This is a genomic window from Microvirga sp. BSC39, from assembly GCF_000739015.1.
In the GTDB taxonomy this organism is placed as follows: Bacteria; Pseudomonadota; Alphaproteobacteria; order Rhizobiales; family Beijerinckiaceae; genus Microvirga.
This window is the reverse complement of sequence record NZ_JPUG01000026.1, coordinates 16,802-38,487: the sequence shown is the minus strand read 5'-3', so window position 1 is coordinate 38,487 and position 21,686 is coordinate 16,802. Positions and strand designations below refer to the sequence as shown.

Here is a 21,686-nt window from a genome sequence, read left to right as displayed (position 1 = left end):
ATTGATATAGTTTAGCACCACAGCAGTGGCGGCAGTGAAATCAGCACTAGTTACGTTCTGATGGTAGCGGCAATATCGCCCTGTTCCAATGGTTGTGCGTTTACAAACTGCCCTTCAGGCGACCCCGAGGCATCTTGAGCCGGTTTTGCGCGTCTTTAGAGGGAAATCCGGCTCTTTGGCTAAAAAACCTGAGCGTTTTTGCCCCTGAAAGCGCCTCTCACGGCGTTATCAACCAAGTGTTTGGAGACGATATCCGACTCTGCATATAACTCATCGCACAGACAGCAAGTATCATAAACCAATATCCCCTGCTCTCTTGGATTGGTGACGGTAGATTAGTGCCGTGGACCAAAGGCTGATCTTGTTAGCGTGAACACCTGCTCTCTTTGTTTCTCACATCTGAGCAGAATGGAGTAGTGGATCGAATCATTCGAAGACAATGCCCGTCGTCCCAACCACATCTGAGGAGTATGATGTCTGGCTGACCCCTCCGACGCGAGAGGTCCTGAAACTTCAAAAGCCCTTTCCAGACGACATGTTTGTAATGATGAAGGCAGGAAAACAGATTGATCAGCGCGTGATCCGGCCTTCCGATGTCTAGTGCCTCCGCCCGACTATTCAGGCTTTACAGATGCTTGAAACTCTGAAAAGAGAGCTTCCATTCTTGATAACAGAAAGTCACCGAAATCAGGTGCAATCTTCTGGTCAATTACGAGTGAGAACTTGTCAGTTGACCTCGTGACCTGGGCCACGCGGATGCCATTGGATGCAATCCACGGTTCTGCGCGTGCGCGCTCCTCTTTGTTGCCGAGCAGCTTTAGCAGCACCTCGAATCGAGCATCACTGTCGCGATGAGAGAAGCCAGGACTTGCGATCGCCTCACGGACCCTATCGTGCAGCCGCCTGGGGAGCTTTTCAGCAAACTCCTGCCAGCGTCTGGTTCCGATACTAGGGGCAGGACCGATGGCTTCGATGATGTCCGCAGGGATGCTTCCGACCGTTGAGAGGAGCTTCGACAGAGTGCCTTTATCGGTACTCAGCGCTTGCATGATAACTTCGCGCTTGAAGCCGCGCTCCTGAAGCCGGGAAGCGAAGCGAGCTTTTTCAATAAACGACAGGTTCGTGCGCTCGTTGTTTTCTTGGCCCTGCGCGACGACGAGCTGCTCGTCCGTGAGGTCCCGCACGACGGCACGGACGGTGATGCCAAGTTCCCTAACAGCACGATGGCGGCGGTGGCCATAAGCAATTTGATATCGTCCATGTTTCTCAGGATGAGGGCGAACCAAGATGGGTACAAGCTGGCCCTCAGAGCGGATGGCAGCGACAAGCTTTCGATGATCTTCTTCCGACGGTGCCATTCTGTCGGGGACGAACGATGCGTCGATGTCATCTGGATTCAGCTCTACCACTGCCTGCCCGGCCGAAAGCTGTTGTTCTAACTTCTTTGCCCTTTCGACCGACTCCGCTGTCTTAGCGATGGTCTCAAGCGGAGAGGTGCGCAGTGGTCCGCGCTTGAGCGCAGCTAATGGACCCGATCTCAGAAGCGGCCGGTCTGCGTCCATCGCGTTTGCTGCCCCATCATCAGCCAGCGTTTCTGCCAGCTTCGCCTGGATTTCAGCGCTTGTGTTGGTCGCAGGTTCTGCGTTCGATGCGGTGTCGTCAAAAACCATGACTTGTCGTGCCATTACTGCCTCCCCCAAGCTCCGCGAATGCGCGCTTCAATCTCACTGTTAACTAGATCAACGGATTCCATGGCACGGTCGTAAGTGCCTTTGTGAAACTTCTGCCGGTCAACCTCGTAGATCGTCTGCTTGGTTAGTCCGGCGTCCGCAATGGCAGTACTTTTTAGAATCGTGTTCTCAAGTACTCTTGGTCCAAAGATTGATCTTAGGTACCCGACCATTTGGTTCTGCGGGCCGTCGTTTGGTTCGTAGCGTGTAATCAGATAGCCCATCCAATCGTAGTCCTCCTTCGACCCGGCATTGGCTAGGATGTCGATAGTGTCCGAGGTCATCCGAAGGAACTGGGCCATGGAGAGAACATCCAGCATCTGCGGGTGAACTGTTATGAGCAGCGCTGATGCGGCGTAGAGCGCTGCCATAGTCAGGTACCCTAGGTTCGGCGGGCAATCCATTACGACGACGTCGTACATTTCAGATACCGGATCAAGCGCCTGCAGAATCCTGGTGTAGAACATTGCTACTTCCTCAGCCTGAGGAGTGGTAGTTTCAAACTCCATCAGTTCGAGGTTCCCAGGAATGATATGCAGGTTTGGGATGTAGGTTGAGCGAATGACATGCTCAATCCCGACACACTCGTCATCGTATCTGAGCGCGCCATAGAGAGTTTCGTTTGGTCGCACATCAAGTTCGGGTTGGTGTCCGAAGAGCGTCGAAAGACTTGCCTGAGGGTCTAGGTCGATAGCGAGGACGCGATACCCTCTAAGGGCGAGATACTGCACCAGATGAGCAGACGTTGTCGTCTTGGCGCTGCCGCCCTTAAAGTTGATGACGGAAATGATCTGGAGCCTCTCGTCGTCCCGTCGGTGAGGAATGTACCTACGGCTCGATTTAGTGTTCTCGAGAAACTCGCGGATGAGGTTGATCTCCTCAATCGAGTAAGTCCGCCGCCCTGCTACCGGAGCTTCCGATAAAGGCACCTTCCCCTCGGCAGCTAGCTGACGGAGGTATCCTTCATGGATACCGAGAAACTTCGCAGCTTCTGCCGATGAGAACCTGCGTAGGGTTTTCTTTGCCTTAGGCGGAAAGATACGCTGCTGGTGGGCTTGGAGCTTTGCGACTAACTCGCTAGCATCAATTGAGATTTGCCTCCTCAGGCTCTGTTTAACCAGCTCTGGAGCGGGTGAGTCAACGGAGTGCTGTGCTGTCATGAGGAGCCTCGGGTAATTCTGCGCGGAAATGAGCTGAACTCGCTAAAAGTGCGCTGATCCGAGTACGCCTAATTAGAGGTTAATACTAGGTTAAGAGCGGGGTCGTCGCTGGAATTTTTTAACCATCTGCTGCCCACCTCGCCCCGAAGCTCTTCAGAATTTGCAGCCTCTCCCCTATTTGAAGGCGGCTCGATGAACAGCGGTCGTGCGATTGAAGCACTTCCACTGGTCCGATGTGTCAGGACCATTGAGTTGGTCGCGACCAACTTACGTACGATGCATGTAGGAACACCACGTCAGCGCCTTAACTCTGCACTGAAATGGTTGCGGTTGGGGCACATTATGTGACCTGCTCATTCAAGAGTCCCAATGAAACAATGTGGCTAAGTTGGTCGCGACCAACTTACGCCCTGCGGACTTAGTGAGCGGCATGCTCAGGCGGGTCAGAGCGTATATATGGCGTCTCCAGCGCCCATAAACTGCAACAATATGGCAAAGTTGGTCGCGACCAACTTAGTCTCATCGGGCGCAAGGATAGGATCCAGACGCTGACCTAAGACTCGTTCAGGAGGGTCATAAAATTATACACTCCTCCCTCGACGATCTCCCCTGCACTAGCTTATATATCAACCCGCCTCAACATCCTTTGGGAATGCTCCTGCTTTTGGTAGCCGCCAGCTGCCCCTGACTCATTTGTGAGTTCATTGGTCTACGGCACCCACAGCTGGAGCCTATTTCATCTGGCCTGGGTCACAAAGCCGGAATGCAGGCCATCTGCGCTGAGGTCCGCAGCTTCCAGCCTAAGCATTCGACAGCACCCTTCGGAAGTAAGGTTCGTCGATTGGGTGAGCGGCGTTGTGCCGGCTGAGCAATACTTGCGAACCACTCGGAGGATCTGTTCGGGCGCGGTCTTAGCGAACCGCATCCTTTGTTGCAGGGTGATAACCAACTGCCGTTCGGCAAGGGCTAAGGCACCCTACCCTGCCGTGGTTGTTCTATACGCACGGGCGTCATGCGAATACGCGGCATACTTAGGGATGCAGGTTCGACTGACCGGCGCTTGATCGAAAGGGCCACTCTAATCTGTGAGTGCTTTAGACTTGCGACCGCGCTGCGCCGCCGTTCGCCGACGGCAGATGCCATCAGGAGCATTGCAGTATCGCGCAGGCTAATGGCACTCGATCTGCTGCAGGTTGCCAAGAGACGGTCGAGAACTACGCAAGGGATAGGTTTGCGACGCTTGCACTTGGTGCGCGTCCCATCGCCTTAATCGATAATAGAACGGTCTTTTCGACGCTTGGTTGATCGCGCCCCCTTCTATGCCTTTCCACTGATGCAGGGGCCGGTAATTAAGGCGCCGCGATATCGTCTTCAGGGCGTGTGGACCTCGGGCATGCCGTGGGCCGGGTGGGCGGTTTACCGGTCTAGGCCGCTCATAATATGCGTAGTGAGTTGCAGGAGAAGCCGGGGACGGCCAGCCGCGGCAAACGGTTCCAGTGGCTGCATGGAATCCAGCCTCATGGTAGGCGAGGGCAAGGAGGGTGTTGGCACCCACCCCCATAGCGCGAGGCGCAGCAGATCGGCAGTGAAGTAGATGGGAAACTGCTAAGAACCGGTATGGTTAACGAAATCAGAATGGGTAGAGGTGGCATGGCGCGAAACTCGGTTCGCGACGAGCGACAGGGAGACTTGTTTGAGGGTACTCCGTCGCCAGCCAAACCTGCTCGTCGAACCTCTCCACCCAAGCTGGCACGGGAGGACGTCTCGGCACCAGAGCCAGTATCGTTGAGTGAGATCGGCAACCGGGTCACCAATCAGAGATTGACGAGCTCATGGGTGGGCTGCCGGATCGGGAATTGGCCTATTTAGCAGTTGAGGCAACTCGGCTCGTTAAGCGGAGGCTCACCCGAGGGCAGGGGAGGGGGCTTCAACCCAAAGGGGCCAACAGAGGGAGGTCCCCCCTTGATGATGCCCTTCACCGTATCGCCGGCGAATTGATGGCGACTGAGGCTCCGGCGAGAAGTGGTGAGCCGCCGTCGAGAGCAGGCGACTGGAACCATCTTTGTAGGTGCAGTTTATTTCCAGACCCAAATCATTGCCGAGCTATCAGACGGCGGATAACCCGGACCAGGCGAGATTGTCGAGAATGCAGAGAGGAATGTGCTGCGTCTTCCACCCGGCGCCTCCGCCCACGTGTGCGAGGCATTGGGCAAAGATCTCGAGCCGTCTGGCGATGTTGAAATGGCTAAAGGGAGCCCTTTGATAAGCAGAATTTTCGCGATCGATCTGGCGTGACCCCAGGCTTGCTACACCACGTCTCGTGGTGACATTGGTACCGCTAGCCCAGCCTTGCGCGCGCGGTCGAGTTGCTTCTTCACCGAGGAGGCTGACCATATGGAGCCCCCACGCGGTGTCCGCTCCCGTATGCGTTCCAGCTGCGCGCCAATATTCCTCAGCGAGAGGCTCGGGTCTGTCATAGCGATGCCGGCGATCAGCGTCATGAGGTGGTCCTCCGGGTTCTTGCATGGGACAGGGCGCAGGAGGGCAGGGTCCGCCATGCGCTGCGACACGAGCTTGCCGACGGCGCGGCGCAGCCGAGCCACGGTCCACAGTTGCCCGCTTTCGGCGAGCACGCCGACACTCCCACGGGTGCTGAGGGCGCATGCGCCGAACCGTCTGCATCTATTGACCCGAACCGGCGATCAGCTCATCAAGGTAGATCTTTTTCCGGGCAACAGCGATCTTGCGGATGGCCTCTGGCTGACGTCCACGCATTCCCGGGTTCCCTGGCTTTTTGCCTCGCGCCTTGGCCGCTTTGATCCCTGCCTTTGTGCGCTCTGAGATGAGAGGGCGCTCCAACTGCGCGACTGCGCCACGCACCTGCAGGGAGAACATGCCTTGCGGTGTAGAGGTGTCGATCGGGTCCCGGAGAGAGCGGAAATGGGCCCCTTTGCTTCTAGTGTCTCGATCACCTAAAGAAGGTGGCTCACCGAACAGGCCAGGCGATCTAAGCGCACCATGACCAACACCTCCCCCGGCCTGATCTCACGCATTACCCGTGCCAGCACAGGCCGCGCTCGACTTGCTCCGGAGCCATGCGTTTGGTGGATCTCGGCACAACCGGCAACGCGCAGTTCATCGAGTTGGGCATCGTGCACCTGATCCTCGGTGGACACTCGGGCGTAGCCAATTAGGCGCTTCCTGGAAGGGTAGGGGTGCATCATTCTTCGCTGGTCAAGTGAGATCTGAGGAAAGCCCCAGTCCCGTAGCCGCCTGCCGCAGCCGCCGATCCCGGGTCCAGAGTAGAGCTCCAGGGGTAAGTCTTACTGCTGCCAGAAGGTGCGCGTCGACAAAGCCTATCCCAAGTCCATAGAGTTGCTCCCGCTCAATCAGCATCATGACCTCATGGTCGCCGGCGACATTGGCCTGGGGCAGGTCGCGGAGGGACTCAAGCACAATTCTGCGCTGGCGAAGACTGCCGAGAGCAAGCTCACCCGTGACAAAGGAATGCGCCAGTACCTGCCCCTTTCCGAGGAGATCTGCCAACACGGGATCGCTGGTCTTCAGGTGGTCGATCCACACCGAGGTATCGACAATGATCACTGAGCATCCGTCTGACGGCGCGGGACAGGCTTAAGGTCAGGCTCAGTGCCGCCAAGGCGAGCCAGCCTTCGGGCACTCTCCCGCTCAATCAAAGCTTTCAACGCTTCGCGCACTAGGGCCGACTTCTCCTGCAGGCCCGTAAATGCCTGCGCCTTAGCGACTAGTTCGTCATCCAGCGCAATTGTTGTTCTCACGTCAGTTCCTCCACCCTAAGGCGCGAAAAATAGCATCAGATGATGTTGATAGAAATGCAATTAGAGTGCTGATTCTTGGTTCAGCAGCTTATCATCTCACCCCCATCTGCTCTGGTTGAGATGTTCAACCCAATCCTCGGTTACCAGATGTTAGGACCTGCATTGGCTCCCAAGCACCTCAAGTAGGTGCTCGCCGGCAGCAGCGGATCCGATCGCCGCGGAAGCTCTCTGATGGGGTGCCAAACTGCTGCACCCATCGATGTAGTAATACCCTGCTTTGCTTCACCCAGCTGAGCTATAGCTTGCTTCATCAACGGCTTAGATGTGGAGTTGAAGGGCCCGAGAGCGGACTTTCAGTACCTGCGCACCTACGTACGCTCCCTATGCCAGAAGCTGGAGCCCGACCCGGAGCAACCGCGCTACATCCTGACGGAGACCGGGATCGGCTATTGGCTGCGGTCCGACGACTGAGCGATGGCCCATAGAGCGGGGTGAGGTTCTTGCCTCTGGTCCGGCCAGCAGGAGTGCAGGTGCCCCGTCCGGAGTCCTAGCCCCCATGCAAAGCCGCCCTAGGGATCGGCATCCGGCTCCGGCTCTCCGGCCTTGGAGCGGCGTGCCGTGAGAAATGTCGGGATGGGCTTGGACGGGTTCTCCGTGTCCCACGCCTGCGACACAATCCGCCATTGGCCCTCGTCCCGGACGAGAAGCAGCATCTCGACCCCGCGGTTCACCTCCGCATCGTTCTCGGTGATCTCGCACGCAGCCACCGCGACCGCGACATTGCCGAACACATGAACGTGCGTCCCGATCACTTCCTCATGGAAGGAGCGGAGCGTCGTGCCGGCAAGAACCTTCATCCGCGCGACGAAGTCGCCAACCGTCTGGCGTCTGGCCGGACGTGCGGCGGGAAAGAGAGCTGCGTCAGGGTGAAAGTCGACAGCAAACGTCTCCCAGTCACCCTCAGTGCCCGGGTTCCAGTTCAAGCTTCCGAATTGCCGGGCGATGATCGCCTCGATGGCCTGGACCTCCTCTCGGTGTTCGTGGGTCACCATGGCGCGTCCTTCCAAGCGTTCTTGACCAAACTTACGCCTCAAACCTTGGGGCAACCCAATGGGCAATCCTGCAGCCAATCCCCAAGGGGACAAGACGCAAACCCTAATTACAATAGCACAGGCAGAGCGTGCATGACGCGTCAGTGACGGCTGGCGAACAACGTACCCAGGGCCTTCAGCTCCTGTGTGGCAATCGCGGTGACGACCCGGTCCGCCATCTCCGCGAGTTCGGCCTTGTCACCGGGTGAAAACCTGCGGGGTCTGGTCTCCAGGATGCACAGGGAGCCCAGCCGGATGTCCCGAAGGTAAGCCAGTGGGGCTCCGGCATAAAACCTCAGATGAGGCTGCCCCAGCACCAGGGGATTGCTCCTGAAGCGTTCATCGGCGAGCATGTCGGGAATGACAAAAACGTCGTCGCTCAGGATCGTGTAGGTGCAGAACGCGGTGTCACGCGGGAGCTCTGAAACACTCAGTCCCTGCGCCGCCTTTACCCGGAGTTTCTGACGGTCGACCAGCGTGATGAGGGCGATCGGGACGCTGAAATGATCCCTGGCTTCGCGGCAGATCGCGTCGAGCACCGGATCGGGACCTGCCAGAGCTCCGGTTTCCTCGAGGATCCGGAGGCGCTCCTCCTCATGGTCGGCAAGGCTCGTCATGTGCGCCCCTATGCCTGCTGGGCCCGCCACGTGGCCATGGCGTGCTAGGCTGCCTCAGTGTCACTGTACCGACGTGGAGCTTGCCGGCCAATGCCCGGCGGCATGCAACAAGGTGGTAGGCGGTCCACCCGCCGCTCGGGCTCGATCATAAGACCGTTGGCGCTGCGTCAGACGGAGGAGCTGATCGGCTCGATCCTGAGACTCTTGGGCTTGGATCTCGCCGTGCCGGATCACTCAACCCTGAGCCGCCGCGCCGAAAGGCTGGAGGTGCCAAGATCAGTTCCAAGCACGGGACCGGCGCACTTACTGGTGGATAGCACCGGCCTGCGGCTGTGTGGATCCGGCGAGTGGATGGTCGAGAAGCACGGTACCCACAGACGCCGATCCTGGCGCAAGCTGCACATCGGTGTCGATGCCAGCACCGGGCAGATCCTCGCATCGGAGCTGACACCCCATGATGTCGATGATGGCTCGCAGGTCGAGCCCCTGCTTGACCAAATCACCGATCCACTCGCCTCACTCATTGGCGATGGAGCCTACGATCAGATTGGCGTCTATGACATCGTCGCCGAGCGCTTCATCCAGACGCTTCTGCGGGAATGGGCCTATGCGATTCCGTTCAACTCGTCGGATACCCGGGGCACGGATCTGCCGCGGTGGCTGACCTGGTACAATCAGCAGCGCCCACATGGTAGTCTCGGCCGACGAACACCGGCTCAGGCTCTCGCCGGAATAACCTGATCAGAACTCACAGCTAGCCGCCGCTCGACCCTATGCTCCTTCGGACCCATCGGACCTCGGTGCTGTTTGAGCCACAATTCTGATGTGAGCCGGGTGGGGTGTCCAGCCCGAGTCCACCGTAAGGTCGAGCGTCAGGCTTCCCGCAGGATGGCGGCTGGGGCCGCCGCCTCTGTCACGTTGCGGAACCCGCGTTCCGAAATGCCATCCTCCACCTCTGCGCCAGGTCCTCCGGCACCTCGCCCCTCTGATACAGCGGTCCCCTGTAACCGGGCAGGATATCAGGATCGGCGACGGGCCGGACCCTCACACGGTTGCCCGTAACGAACGGAAACTGCCCTGCCAGTCAGCGTTGCCGTGCCATGAGCGGTTTCCGGTCCGGACGAACGCTCGGGGCAGGGGAGCCTGCCCGCACCAGACTCGCCGTTCCGGCCAGTGAGGCGTAGATTGGGCGGACACCGCCCGAAAGCTGGGAGTTCGGCATGGAACGCCGCCTGGCCGCGATCATGGTAGCCGACATCGTCGGCTACTCGGCCCTGATGGAAGAGGCCGAGGAGCGTACGGCCGACCGGGTCTCGCGTTGCCGGGAGTTGGTCCGGGAGAAGGTGGCCTCCCTCGGCGGCCGGATCTTCAACGCCGCGGGCGATGCCTGGCTGGCGGAGTTCGGCAGCGCCATCAATGCCCTGCGTTGTGCGGCCGAGATCCGCCACGCGCTCGCCGGAAGCGAGGATCCCGAAACCGATCGGCTCAGGCTGCGCTTCGGGCTTCATCTCGCCGACGTCGTGGTCCAGGGTGACGACCTGGTCGGAGACGGGGTGAACGTCGCGGCCCGCATCCAGCAGGAGGCCGAGCCCGACAGCATCTGCGTCAGCGGCCTGTTCTTTGACCACGTGCGGCGTAACTCGCCCTTTGCTTTCGATGACCTCGGCGAGCAGCGTCTGAAGAATCTGTCGGAGCCGATCCGTATCTACCAGCTGCGGGAGGAACTGGCGCGGCACAGGCTGCAAACTGCCCCGACGCGGGTCCCGACCACCGTCCAGAGGCGTCCGCTGTCGCTGGCGGTGCTGCCCTTCCGCGTCATGGGCGGGGACGAGGATCAGCGGTTCCTGGCCGAAGGACTGACGGATGAGCTCATCGTCGAACTAGCCCGCTTCCGGCGCCTGTTCGTCAGTTCGCGCAGCGCCAGCTTTGCCCTCGTCGACGCTGATCCGATCAGGGTCGGCGCAATGCCGGGTGTCCGATACGTCCTGGAGGGGCAGGTTCGGAGGATTGACGGTCAGGTGCGGATCGGCCTCACGCTGATCGAGACGGAGAAGGGCTCGGTCGTGTGGAGCGACAAGATCTTGCGTCCCTTTGCCGAGCTCCTCGACCTGCTCGACAAAACCGCGGCCCGGATCGCCGCCACCGTGTTCGGCCGGATGGAGGATGGCGGCATGGTCACGGCCCGCCGTAAGCCGCCCGAGAACATGTCAGCCTTTGAATGCTTCCTGCGCGGCCTTGAGCATCACCGTCTCGGCGGCGTGCTGGAGGAGCACTCCCGCGAGGCGGTGACTTGGTTCACCCGCGCTGTCGAGCTTGACCCGAATTACGGAACAGCCTACGCCTGGCGGGTCTGTGCAGCGTCCGATCTCCCGGAGTTCAGTTATCCGGAGAGCGAGCCGGACATCCGCCGGGCGCTCGAGCTGGATCCCTGCGACGCCGAAGCGAACCGGATCGCGTCCTTCTTCGCGCTGCTGAAGGGAGATTTCGACCAGGCCGCGGTGCTGATGCGCCGGGCCATGGAGCTGAACCCGTCCGACGCCTACATCAAGGCGCGCTGCGCGGCTGTCGCGACGTTCATCGGCGAGCCTGAGGAGGCGCTGCGGCTGCTCGATGAGGCGGAAGCCCTCGACCCGCTGCTGCCGGTGTGGTGCGTCGAGGAGCGCGGCGTCGCCCTCTATGCGCTGGGCCGCTACGAGGTAGCACTCGCGGCTCTGGGCAAGCTCGTGTTCCAGACGTTTCGCTCGCGCCTGTACCGGGCCGCGGCGCTGATGGCGCTCAACCGAGCGCAGGAGGCCCACCCGCTCGTCAGGGAAGCAATGGCGGGCAAGCCGAACTTCACCGTGTCGCGCTTCCTGTTCCAGGAGCGCTACCGTGACCCGTCGCTGTGTCGGCAGTTGCGAAGCCGGCTGGAGGAGGCGGGAATGCCACCGTGACGGCACAGGCCGTCCCACAAATAGGCTTCTGCGACTGACGCACCATCCGCGAGCTAAGTCGGATCACTGCGTTGGCGCCGGGATCGGCAGAACACTCGATATCTTCCAGCCGTCGGTCGTCTTGACCAAGAGTTGGTTCATGAGGAAGCGGGCGGGCTGGGCGCTCTGACCGGCAGGGGCGACCATGAAGGTGATCGGGACGTAGAGTTGGGCCACGCCCGGCTGGACCTCGAACACCTTGAGCTCGTCCGTCTTGGGATCGAGAGACCATGTGCCTTGATAGAGCGCCTCGAACCGCTTGAGAGCCGCCTCACGGCCCCAGATCGGCGCTCCCCGGGTAATCCAGAGAAACTGCGGGGAGTCGAGCAGCATGGCGCCGACGGCCTTCAGGTCATGGGCGTTCTGAGCGGCAACGAACTTGCTGAACTGTGCCTTGACCTCATCTTCGGTTCCGGCCTGAACGGAACCCGCGCAGAGCATGAGAACCGCCGCCAGGGTAGTTCGTGAGCCTGTCCACATGGGAGCCTCCTCCGATGCCAGCCCCACAACGCATTTTACACCGATTGAACAGATCCGTCAGGCCATGCCAGGGTACATTGGTATCGCACTCCAGAGACGCCTGACCTGGATCAGTTTGATTTCATAGATGGCCCTTCGCAAGATTGAGAGGGGCCAGGAGGTCCGAGACTGGCACTTCTAGGAAGTAAGCCGAATGTCAGCTCTGGCAGGGACGAGAGCATGAGGTTTCGTGGGGCAGCTATAGAGCGCTCTAGGACATTCCGTATTGATGGGAATGTAAACGGGTTGAGATGGCAGGTTCTGAAACTGATTCACTACTGGGTGCCCCACAGACACTTATGCTCCCCACTCAGCCGACGAGGCCCTCGCAGAGCCCATGTACACCTTGGAAGGCCCTACCTCGTTCGAAGAGATCATCAAGAAGAGCCGGTTCATTGCGACAGCCGGCCCGATTGCGAGCGAGCAGACCGCTAAGGAGTTCATCGCCGCACACTCGGACGGAGATGCCAACCGCAACTGCTGGGCCTGGCAGGTGGGTCAGAGCTATCGCGCAAGCGATGACGGTAGCCGGCGGCACAGCAGGCAAACCGATCCTGCAGGCGATTGATCGGCTGAGCCTCGACAATGTCGATGTTATCGTGACCCGCTGGGTTGGAGGAGTTCTCCTCGGCAGCGGTCGTCTCATCCGAGCCTATGGCGGTGCTGCAGCCGCCTGCCTGCGGGCAGGCAAGCTGGTCGAGATCGTGGCAGGTTGCGAAGCCACCATAGCCGTAACCTTTTCCGATTTTGCGCTGGTGAAGGTGCGGTTGGCCAGCACTGCTGGTGTTCAGATCCGTCGGGAGAGCTTCACCGAGGTCGGTGCGACGCTCACAGGGGACTTGCCCGACGCAACCGCCCCGCAGATCGCCCGCATGATCACGGATATCACCAGCGGCCGGGCATCAGTCACTCGAGATCCGTGACGCCGCAATCTGCCCAGCAGCGGAGAGGCGGTGCACTGCCCGCAGCTTCAATGCCCAACTGCAGCGCCCACTCGTGAAACCTGCTTCGGAGAAGGATCGCTGCGGATGCAGCAGATCGCCCGCCGGGCCTCGCTCACATTGCGGTCTCCAGCTGACCAAACCGCACCGGGATGATGGCTCGCGCAGTGGTCTGCCCGTCGGGCTGCTTGCTGATCACCGTGAGTTGCTGCGTCTCTTCCGGCCCCAGGGGCAACACCATCAGGCCTCCCGGCGCGAGTTGGTTCAGTAGCGCCTCAGGCGGCTGCTCGGCAGCAGCCGTTACTAGGATCTTATCAAAGGGTGCATGCTCTGCCCAACCACGCGTTCCGTCGCCAACCCTGACGGTGACATCGCTATAGCCAAGCTGATGCAGCCGCGCCTCGGCATGGCTGGCAAACTCCTCAACCACTTCCACGGTCCAGACCTGACGAGCAAGCTCGGCCAGGACAGCCGCTTGGTAGCCGAGACCGGTGCCGATCTCCAGCACAGTCTCATGCGGCTGCAGGTCCAACAGGTCGGTCATGAGGGCGCAGATGAACGGCTGTGACACTGTCTTGCTGAAGCCGATCGGCAGCGGTGTGTCCTGGTAGGCAATGGTCGCAAGCTGTGGTGGGACAAAGAGATGACGTTGTACCCGCCGCATTGCCGCCAGCACCCGCTCATCGAGTGAGCTCTTGCCGATTTCCTCGCTCATCAGATCAGCCTGAAGGGCAATCACTTCCACCATGTGGCGGCGCAGGATCGCGAGATGCGTCTCAGTCATCGGCTTCATGGCAGAAAATCTCCCGCTCGGTGTGGTGCGGTCAGGGGTGATGTACTTGATTGTAGACCCAAGCTGAGAATCCCAGAAACGAAGAGCGTTCAGCGGAACAGACAGGCTGATACCGATCCCCACGGTCAGGCTCTATTGGTCGCTGACGGGAGTGCGGACGAAACTGATCCGCGAGGGAGCTTTCCGGTGCTATAGTTCCCCTGCCTTGGTGAGATCCTGAACAGGTAGGTCAATAGCTTCAGCGGAAAGCCTGCAATGCTTTGATGAAGAGGGAGGGATACCATGCGGCCGAAGAGCGATCAGAACATGGTGCAGACCCTGCGTCCCACCATCACGGCACCGGTGTTCCCGAGCACCTCGACCGAGTTCATCAACGTCATGGCGCATTACCACCGCGCCGAGATCGCCCGCATGGCAGGCTGGCGGGATCGGATTGACCGCACCACCAACTGGGCCATTACTGTCGTGGCGGCCATGCTGTCAGTTTCGCTCTCGACGCCGACCGCTCACCATGGCGTGCTGCTCTTTGCGATGGTCTTGGTTCTGTTGCTGCTGGTGATTGAGGCTCGCCGCTACCGCTTCTTCGACGTCTACCGCAACCGGGTGCGCCGGATGGAGCGTAACTACTATGCCCAGATCTTCGCGCCAGAGGAGAGGACAACCGATGATTGGATCCTCAAGTTGGGCGATGATCTCAGACAGCCCATGTTCCTGACCAGTCAAAGCCAGGCCATCTCCCGCCGCCTGCGACGCAACTACTGCTGGCTATTCCTGATCCTGCTGGTTGCTTGGCTGGTCAAGACCACCTTCATCCGAATGCAGGAGAATGCTGTGGAGGCTCATCTCGTGACGTCGGTGAGCGAATGGGTGCGCAATGCCGCCATCGGCCCGGTGCCGGGTTGGAGCGTGATCCTGGCAGTCACGCTCTTCTACGCCTGGATCCTGTTTACCTCGCTGCGCCGGCCGAAAGGCGAGGGCGAGCCGGCCTTCGGCAATGTCCATGTATGACTATGACAGGGCTGAGTTGGTAAATAATCGTTTTCCTGGTGAAGACCTCACCCCAGGCCTGCTGGGATCTTGAGCAGGCGTGGCATGCCAGGCCCATGCCCAGGATCCACATTGGATCCAGTATGGCGGCAACGAAGCAGGCCAACCGCTTTGCCAGCCGTGGCATCACTGCCTAAGAATTGACAGAAGGGACAGGGGAGCCCTGGTGAATCTCTGCAGGGATTGTGCATTCAGGAAGCAGGCCAACCGCTTTGCCAGCCGTGGCATCACTGCCTAAGAATTGACAGAAGGGACAGGGGAGCCCTGGTGAATCTCTGCAGGGATTGTGCATTCAGCTCGCTGCAACCGGTGTGCGCTCGAGGCGTTATCCGCGATCAATGATGCTCAGGAGGGCAAGCCATGCCTGACACGAAGCGTCTTCGCCTGTGCGGCTGTATTGCCCTCGCAGTAGCCTCGTTCGGACTCATTGGCGCTATCGTCGCCCAGCCGCTTCTGAGCGCTGCGTGGTCTCCGGTAGTGACGACCGCTCAGCTGCGCTAGGCCACCTCACGATGAGTGACCTCGCTGAGGCTCATAGGAAGGAGTCACAGCATTCAAGCCTAGCTGTTTCGGCAGCTCAATTACCGCTCTGGTGATTTAAGAGCTTGGCACAATCAGGTCCCCTCCCTTGCTGCCAAGGAACTTCCCATCATCTCCTAGCGTACAAGCTTAGCGGGCCAGAAGAGCTCCGCCGGATGAGAGGAAACGCCCATGCCCCAGATCCCTGCCTCTGCCCCGCTCGCACGCCGCACCATGGCCTATGTGTTGGCCGGCGGACGTGGCAGCCGTCTCCTCGAGCTCACCGACAAGCGCGTCAAGCCAGCCGTGTACTTCGGAGCAAAGTCACGCATCATCGACTTCGCCCTCTCCAACGCGTTGAACTCTGGCATCCGCCACATCGCTGTGGCCACCCAGTACAAGGCTCATAGCCTGATCCGTCACCTGCAGCGCGGCTGGAACTTCTTCCGCTCCGAGCGCAACGAGAGCTTCGATATCCTGCCGGCCAGCCAGCGCGTGTCCGAGTCCATGTGGTACGAGGGCACGGCCGATGCAGTCTACCAGAACATCGACATCATCGAGAGCTATGCCCACGAGTTCATCGTGATCCTGGCGGGTGATCACATCTACAAGATGGATTACGAGCTCATGCTCCAGCAGCATGTGAGCCAGAGTGCAGACGTGACGGTCGGCTGTCTTGAGGTGCCGCGCCTGGAAGCGACCGGCTTCGGGGTCATGGCCGTCGACGAGACCGACCGCATCATCTCGTTTCTGGAGAAGCCGAAAGACCCGCCCGGCATGCCCGACAAGCCTGAGATGGCGCTGGCCAGCATGGGCATCTATGTCTTTGCAACCCGTGTGCTGATCGACCAGCTCCGTCGCGATGCGGCCACACCCGGCTCGAGCCGGGACTTCGGCAAGGACCTCATCCCGTACCTGGTGCAGAACGGCAAGGCTGTGGCGCATCGGTTTCCACACTCCTGTGTGCGCTCCTCCCATGAGGCGGAGGCTTACTGGCGCGACGTAGGTACGCTCGACGCCTACTGGGCGGCCAACATCGATCTGACCCATGCCACACCGGGCCTTGACCTGTACGACACTGCCTGGCCGATCTGGACCCATGCCGAGATCACTCCGCCGGCCAAAGTGATCCAAGAGGAGGCGGGACGGCGAGGCGAGGTGATCAACTCCGTTCTGTCCGGCGGCTGCATCGTCTCGGGAGCGGTGGTGCGAGATTCACTGCTGTTTACCGGCGCACGCGTTCACCCCGGTGCCCAGCTGGAGGAGACGGTGGTGCTGCCAGGGGTTGAGATTGCCAGCTCGGCGCGGCTGAGGAAGGTGATTGTGGATCGCGGGGTGCGAATCCCGGAGGACCTTGTCGTTGGAGAGGATCCACACCACGATGCGCAGCGCTTTCGCCGCACCGAGAGTGGCGTCTGCCTGATCACTCAGCCCATGCTCGACAGGCTTAAGGAGACGAGCGGGAGAGCCTCCGACTTTTAATCAGAGGGTCCTGGGTTCGAGTTCCAGCGCGCTCAACACCTCAAACCTTAACCAACAAGTGTTTTATCATCTTCTCATGTCGGCAGTTGTGCGGGCCATATTCCCTCTGGGTAACGTAACGGGTAACAGCGGACGAAAATCGCGAAATCCCCGGCAGCCTCGCCTCACCTGGTCTAAGCCGGACGAACGTCTGCAATGTGGGGACGAGCTGACCTTCTCACGGACATACTGATGGGCCGGTTTTGACCCGAAGGCGACGTTCGGGATGTCAACTGGAGCCCCTCTCTCGGTTGTCCTGAGGTCTTCGTCAGCTTACCAGGGTAGGCCAGATGTCCCTTACTTTGCGCCGATCTCCTGCTCGTGACCCAGAGCTGCCCTTCCCATGCACGTAGCCTGGACGAATGACACCGCTCGACATGCTGATAAACCAAGTCGGCGTTGCCGTTCGGGACGATGACAGCAGTGATGGGCAGAGGGTGGCAAGGGCTGCTTGGACTAGCGTTTGCTTCTGAGGTCCCGCTCTTAGCAGAGCCTAGCGTTCTGCGAGACAGGTTTCCTGAAGATCCTGCCCCTAACAAAGAGAGAGCGCCCTCTGTTCCAGGGGGCGCTCCAAGGTCCGGCCCGTAGGGGCAAAATTAACGATGCCGGTATGGTTTATCTATTCCGGCGCGTCCGCGTTGTCATGTCGGCATACTACGACGGAGAAATACCCTCCAGCCGCTCAATGTGAACCTATGTCATGACAGTACGGAGTCTCGGACGGAGCAGAATGGTCAATGAGCACGACTGATGCGCCCAGGTTGAGGCGCAGCCTATCATAGCCAAGATTGAGCGGTCGTGATCACAGGCAATCGACGGAGAGATGGCGGCTTGCGCACGATGCGAAATTTGAAGGGCAGCACCATGGGCGCCCAAATCCAGGCGTACGACTGGTCAGGCTCGCCGCTTGGTCCCATCGAAACTTGGCCGGAAGCGCTCCGTATCACGCTCGGCAACATGCTCCACTCCGCATTCGCGACCTATCTCGCATGGGGAGCGGACCTCATCACCTTTTACAATGATGCCGCGCTCAAGTTACGTGGGCAAAGGCCGGAGGCACTCGGGCAACCTCTGCCGCAGGCGTGGGCCGAGATCTGGGAAATCGTATCCCCGATGGTCACGCGAGCCCTTCGGGGCGAGACGACCTATGTTCAAGACGTGCCCATCGACATCGTGCAGCGACGAGGCTACCCCGAGCAGACCTGGTGGACCGGCTCAGTCAGCCCTGTCATGGATGGGACTGACCAGCCTGGTGGTGTTCTGATTATCTTGCAGGAGACGACAGAGCGCGTGCTCACTGAGCAGCGGCTTCGGTTTCTGGTCGATCTGAGCACACGCCTACGTCGGGTGGCCGAGGCGCGCGAGGTCATGGCCACGGCAGCGGAGATGCTGGGACGCCACCTGAGAGCGAACCGCGCCGGGTACTATGAACTGGGTGGGAGTGGTGCGTCCTTTGCGGTCGAGCGCGACTGGACCGATGCCACGACTCCAAGCTTTGCTGGCAAGCACCGCATCAGTGACTTTGGTCCCCTGATCGACCGCGAGTTGAAGGCGGGTCGCACCGTGTGCATCGACGATGCCGTGGCGCATCCGCTCACCGCGGAAGATCCTATCGCCGCCGAGTTCCTCCGGGCGGGAAAGCGCGCCGCCATCATTGCGCCATTGATCAAGGGGGACCGGCTGGTTGCATCTCTCTATGTTCATCAGACCGAGCCGCGCCATTGGCGCGAGGACGAGGTGTCTCTGGTCCAGGAAGTGGCTGAGCGCACTTGGACCTCGATCCTGCGCGCCCGGGCCGAGACGGCGCTCCGGGACAGTGAGGAGCGTTTCCGGCAGTTTGCCGAGCACTCCTCCACGGTGCTGTGGATCCAGGATCTCGAAACCTATGAGATGGAGTACGTCAGCCCGGCCTACGAGGCGATCTGGGGCGAACCCGTGGAGGCCGCCTTACGCGATCCGGGTCACTGGGCGAAGGCCCTCCACCCCGATGACCGTGACCGGGCCAGCACCACCCTTGAGCGGGTCCAACGCGGGGAGGAGGGCACGCACGAGTACCACATCATCCGGCCTGACGGCGGCGTGCGCTGGATCCGTGACACGTTCTTTCCAATCCGGGATGAGCAGGGACGGATCCGGCGGGTGGGCGGTATCGCCCAGGATATCACCCAGCACGATGGCTCCACCGTCTATGTGGTGGATGGCGACGAGGCCTCCCGTCGGAACCTGTGCCTTCTGCTCCAGGGTGCCGGCTACGAGGTGAAATCCTTTGCCTCGGCCCAGTCTTTCCTCGCGGTAGCACCGGTGTTGGTGCCGGGCTGCGTGGTGCTTGATACGCGCAGCCCCGAAGCCGGCGGACTGACGATTCCAAGGGAGCTGAAGGCACGCCGGGCCGGGCTGCCGGTCATTGTGCTCGGCGAGTCTGGTCGGAATGTTGCGGTCGGGGTTCAGGCGATGAAGGCCGGAGCGGTGGATTTCCTCGATGGGACCTATCGACCCGAAGAGCTCTTGGATGCGCTCGCCTCAGCCCAGGCGACCATCCGCGAGAGGGCCGAGCAGGATCAAGCCACCGAGCGCGTGAAAGCGCTCATTGCTGCGTTGCCGCCCCGTGAGCGGGAGGTGCTGGACGGACTTCTGGCCGGGGGCACCAACAAGACAATTGCCCGGGACCTTGGCCTCAGCCCACGTACGGTCGAGGCGCACCGCGCCCGCATCATGGAGCGGCTGGGGGCCCAAAGTTTGCCGGAACTGGTGCAGATTGCTGTTATGGCCGGTCAGCAAGCCAAACTGCCCGTGCGGTAAACCGGCGCTAAGCTGAACGCAGTAGGCTGTGCGGTGATGTTCAGCCGTGGCATCTCGGAAAGCACGTGCTCCTGGCCGCGAGCCAGGAGCACATCATCACCAAGCCGATAGAGGGTTACGCCGCGCGGCTGGAGCGCTGGGCTGTTCTCTGGGTCTGCACCGTCGCGCTTCTGGTCGCCTCCTCGGTCACCTGGATCGTGAGCTCAGCTATCCGGCGGCTGTTGTCGAGGGTCTGTTCCAGGTTGTCACGAAGGAAAGAACTCTGCGCTGCCACCAGATCGGCGACTGACCGGCAGCGGGCGATCTGGTTGAGACCATCAAGGTTCCGTTGCAGGCGCTTCTGGCTCAGTTCGAACACCTCGCGGGAAACATCCTGAAAACCACGCGCCAGAGCAGTGCCGGATTGGGTCACGGCGCGGAGGTTCTCCGAGGTCTGGTTAGTCAGGTCCTCGGCATTCCCGGATGGAAGACCAAAGAGCCGTACAGCCTGTTCGGTCGAGCGACGCGCCATCTCCGAGAGGGTGCCAAGGCTGTTCCCCACAGTCTCCTGCATGGTCTTCGCCATGATTTGAGCGCCTTCCACTCCTGCCTTCATGGTGTCCGCGACGCCTTCCGTCACCCGTTGGACGGCTTCACCCTGATCGCGGGCGCGGCGGGCCTCGGCTCGCTTGGTCTCGTCAATGGTTGCCATTTCATCCTCCACTTTCTCAATGACTGCATTAACCTCCTCGTCGCTCAGGACCTTGAGCACAGCCGGAAGCAGCTCCTTCTTGTCGTCGCGGATGTGCTGCTGGAACGTTCGCCTGAGCTCGGTTACTTGGCCGATGAACTCAGGAGCATTCTTCGGCATGCGCTCCAGCTCGGTCAGGAGGGCTCTCGTTTTCTCGTTGTCGCGGGTGGCGTCTCGCACAAGATCCTGCATCCCATGTCGTGTCAGGATTGGGAAGAGATGCTCCTCCTGGAGATTGGCCAGGAGTTCCAGCTCCTCCTTCAGGTCGGCCAACAGCCGCTCGCGGGTTTTGACAGCATTGTCTGAGGTGGCGAGCAGCCTCTCGAACAGCTCGTTCGCCTTGTCGGGTGGGGTGTGGTTGAATCGTCCGTTGCTTGCCATTGTGCCTCGCAATTCATCAAAAAGGCGCCCCTATGCGGGGCGTCCGTAACAACAGGAACTGAGAACTGGTGATGCCGGAGCTAACTTGATCCGGTCGGCTTAACCTGTGTTAACGACTTGGATGGGACAGGGGCATCGGTGTTCTACGTGGGGATGTTCCGCCATGACACCTGGCCGGGGTGGTGCATGCTGGTGTGCGGCGACTTGCCAAGCTTAAAGAACATCAGTCCCGGGGGAAGCACATTGCCAGTGATTCAAGAGCCGCGCGGGGCCAAGCGCGAGAGCACTTATCACCTCTTTCGGAACAGGCAGCGGCCTCAACTCATCTGTGCCGTGGCGACAGAGCACCCGCTGCCTGGTTTTCTGCTGCCGGAGCAGTGGCTGTGTGAAGGCTCGCTTGGCCCTTCAGATCCTGCGCCGCCGGGTTTCCGTGAGCATGCTGCTGTCACCGGCATCCGGTTGAATGGCTTTTACCTGTTCCAGAGACTGCGCACGATGCATGAGCTTGGGCAGACCCGCAACACCACCAGGAACAGAGCGGCATGAGCGAGGAGGAAGTCGAGGTCGTCGCTGAGGAGCTAGCGAAGATTGGCGGGACGGCTTGGTATCCGGGACGCCAGCCGGGGCCGCTCTTGAGGGAGGTGACAGAGCGCTATCGGGAGCAGGCCCGTGTTGTCATTGCAGCCCTTGAGCGCATGCGAGCCGGCAGCGAGGCCGCCGTCTGTCAGGATGCCACATTGGAAGAGAACCGCAAGGTTGATGACTTGTCCCTGACTGATGCAGTCCCTGGCCTTCGACCTGGAGCGACGGTGATCTACCGCCCTACCGGCGACCAGCGAGCATATGCGTGCCGAGTGGTGGAAATCAGAGGCAGCCAAGCCTATCTGGCGCCGATCCTGAGAACCTGCATCGGATGGATTTCAACTGAGACCCTCCAGGTGCCACCAGAGGATGAGGCTTCTGGAAACCTTTGAGGTCGTCCAGCCCGGCATAGGATGCTTGCGGACCCGCAGCGAACGACTGGAATTGGCCAAGGCGGACCTTACCGGGATTTCCGCATTGCTGGCGT

The 21,686-nt window shown here is 60.4% G+C and carries 19 protein-coding genes and 2 pseudogenes; 11 read left to right on the top strand and 10 right to left on the bottom strand.

Annotated elements, in window-relative coordinates; all coding sequences use genetic code 11:
- Positions 1 to 614: 614 nt before the first annotated feature.
- The 5 genes and pseudogenes from repB to MA07_RS03075 form a co-directional block, all read right to left on the bottom strand.
- Positions 615 to 1,685, bottom strand: coding sequence for a plasmid partitioning protein RepB (repB, locus tag MA07_RS03095; protein ID WP_052002782.1), 1,071 nt, complete (start codon positions 1,683 to 1,685; stop codon positions 615 to 617).
- Complete coding sequence (gene repA, locus MA07_RS03090) at positions 1,685 to 2,890, bottom strand: plasmid partitioning protein RepA (protein WP_052002781.1); 1,206 nt, start codon at positions 2,888 to 2,890, stop codon at positions 1,685 to 1,687. Before repA ends, repB begins: the two co-directional genes overlap by 1 nt.
- A 2,306-nt stretch (positions 2,891 to 5,196) precedes the next feature.
- Positions 5,197 to 6,114 (bottom strand): annotated as a pseudogene (locus tag MA07_RS03085) (recombinase family protein).
- A 10-nt stretch (positions 6,115 to 6,124) separates the two neighbouring features.
- Entirely contained in the window at positions 6,125 to 6,493 is a 369-nt protein-coding gene (locus MA07_RS03080; RefSeq protein ID WP_036346852.1) for a type II toxin-antitoxin system VapC family toxin, read from the bottom strand.
- Complete coding sequence (locus MA07_RS03075) at positions 6,490 to 6,687, bottom strand: type II toxin-antitoxin system VapB family antitoxin (RefSeq protein WP_036346850.1); 198 nt, start codon at positions 6,685 to 6,687, stop codon at positions 6,490 to 6,492. Before MA07_RS03075 ends, MA07_RS03080 begins: the two co-directional genes overlap by 4 nt.
- A 348-nt stretch (positions 6,688 to 7,035) precedes the next feature.
- Here MA07_RS03075 and MA07_RS28515 point away from each other — a divergent pair.
- A pseudogene (locus MA07_RS28515) lies at positions 7,036 to 7,158 on the top strand (winged helix-turn-helix domain-containing protein); the annotation flags it as partial.
- Between the two features lie 98 nt (positions 7,159 to 7,256).
- Here the strand turns inward: MA07_RS28515 and MA07_RS03070 are convergent.
- Entirely contained in the window at positions 7,257 to 7,739 is a 483-nt protein-coding gene (locus MA07_RS03070; protein WP_036346848.1) for a nuclear transport factor 2 family protein, read from the bottom strand.
- Between the two features lie 140 nt (positions 7,740 to 7,879).
- Positions 7,880 to 8,395 (bottom strand): GAF domain-containing protein, encoded by a 516-nt coding sequence (locus tag MA07_RS03065; protein WP_052002780.1) that lies wholly within the window; start codon positions 8,393 to 8,395, stop codon positions 7,880 to 7,882.
- A 156-nt stretch (positions 8,396 to 8,551) separates the two neighbouring features.
- Here MA07_RS03065 and MA07_RS03060 point away from each other — a divergent pair, with 156 nt between their 5' ends.
- Both MA07_RS03060 and MA07_RS03055 read left to right on the top strand, forming a co-directional pair.
- Positions 8,552 to 9,136 (top strand): IS5 family transposase, encoded by a 585-nt coding sequence (locus tag MA07_RS03060; protein WP_152568700.1) that lies wholly within the window; start codon positions 8,552 to 8,554, stop codon positions 9,134 to 9,136.
- Positions 9,137 to 9,615: 479 nt separating this feature from the next.
- The gene (locus tag MA07_RS03055; protein WP_036346846.1) at positions 9,616 to 11,328 is read left to right on the top strand and encodes a tetratricopeptide repeat protein; all 1,713 of its coding nucleotides are present in this window, start codon (positions 9,616 to 9,618) and stop codon (positions 11,326 to 11,328) included.
- A 63-nt stretch (positions 11,329 to 11,391) separates the two neighbouring features.
- Here MA07_RS03055 and MA07_RS03050 read toward each other — a convergent pair whose 3' ends face one another.
- Entirely contained in the window at positions 11,392 to 11,847 is a 456-nt protein-coding gene (locus MA07_RS03050) for a nuclear transport factor 2 family protein (protein WP_036346844.1), read from the bottom strand.
- 376 nt (positions 11,848 to 12,223) lie between these two features.
- Here MA07_RS03050 and MA07_RS31315 point away from each other — a divergent pair, with 376 nt between their 5' ends.
- Positions 12,224 to 12,454: a YigZ family protein gene (locus tag MA07_RS31315; protein ID WP_348270394.1), complete on the top strand. Its 231-nt coding sequence runs from the start codon at positions 12,224 to 12,226 to the stop codon at positions 12,452 to 12,454.
- Complete coding sequence (locus MA07_RS03045; RefSeq protein WP_348270393.1) at positions 12,405 to 12,809, top strand: YigZ family protein; 405 nt, start codon at positions 12,405 to 12,407, stop codon at positions 12,807 to 12,809. The genes MA07_RS31315 and MA07_RS03045 overlap by 50 nt, the downstream gene beginning before the upstream one ends.
- A 133-nt stretch (positions 12,810 to 12,942) precedes the next feature.
- Here the strand turns inward: MA07_RS03045 and MA07_RS03040 are convergent, their stop codons facing one another.
- Positions 12,943 to 13,620, bottom strand: coding sequence for a protein-L-isoaspartate(D-aspartate) O-methyltransferase (locus MA07_RS03040; RefSeq protein ID WP_036346842.1), 678 nt, complete (start codon positions 13,618 to 13,620; stop codon positions 12,943 to 12,945).
- Between the two features lie 282 nt (positions 13,621 to 13,902).
- On the opposite strand from MA07_RS03040, the gene MA07_RS03035 reads away from it, so the two are divergent.
- From MA07_RS03035 to MA07_RS30415, 4 genes are all read left to right on the top strand, one after another.
- Complete coding sequence (locus MA07_RS03035; protein WP_081928740.1) at positions 13,903 to 14,628, top strand: DUF2270 domain-containing protein; 726 nt, start codon at positions 13,903 to 13,905, stop codon at positions 14,626 to 14,628.
- A gap of 399 nt (positions 14,629 to 15,027) precedes the next feature.
- Positions 15,028 to 15,168, top strand: a complete 141-nt coding sequence (locus MA07_RS30420; protein ID WP_200879315.1) for a hypothetical protein — start codon at positions 15,028 to 15,030, stop codon at positions 15,166 to 15,168.
- 210 nt (positions 15,169 to 15,378) lie between these two features.
- Entirely contained in the window at positions 15,379 to 16,668 is a 1,290-nt protein-coding gene (gene glgC, locus MA07_RS03030; RefSeq protein WP_036346834.1) for a glucose-1-phosphate adenylyltransferase, read from the top strand.
- Positions 16,669 to 17,571: 903 nt separating this feature from the next.
- The gene (locus MA07_RS30415; RefSeq protein WP_052002779.1) at positions 17,572 to 19,506 is read left to right on the top strand and encodes a PAS domain S-box protein; all 1,935 of its coding nucleotides are present in this window, start codon (positions 17,572 to 17,574) and stop codon (positions 19,504 to 19,506) included.
- Between the two features lie 115 nt (positions 19,507 to 19,621).
- Here the strand turns inward: MA07_RS30415 and MA07_RS29950 are convergent, their stop codons facing one another.
- A complete protein-coding gene (locus MA07_RS29950; protein ID WP_052002778.1) occupies positions 19,622 to 20,617 on the bottom strand; it encodes a phasin family protein in 996 nt (331 codons plus the stop codon).
- A 138-nt stretch (positions 20,618 to 20,755) separates the two neighbouring features.
- Here MA07_RS29950 and MA07_RS27475 point away from each other — a divergent pair, with 138 nt between their 5' ends.
- Entirely contained in the window at positions 20,756 to 21,163 is a 408-nt protein-coding gene (locus MA07_RS27475) for a hypothetical protein (RefSeq protein ID WP_052002777.1), read from the top strand.
- Complete coding sequence (locus tag MA07_RS03010) at positions 21,160 to 21,591, top strand: hypothetical protein (protein ID WP_036346832.1); 432 nt, start codon at positions 21,160 to 21,162, stop codon at positions 21,589 to 21,591. Before MA07_RS27475 ends, MA07_RS03010 begins: the two co-directional genes overlap by 4 nt.
- Positions 21,592 to 21,686: the final 95 nt, after the last annotated feature.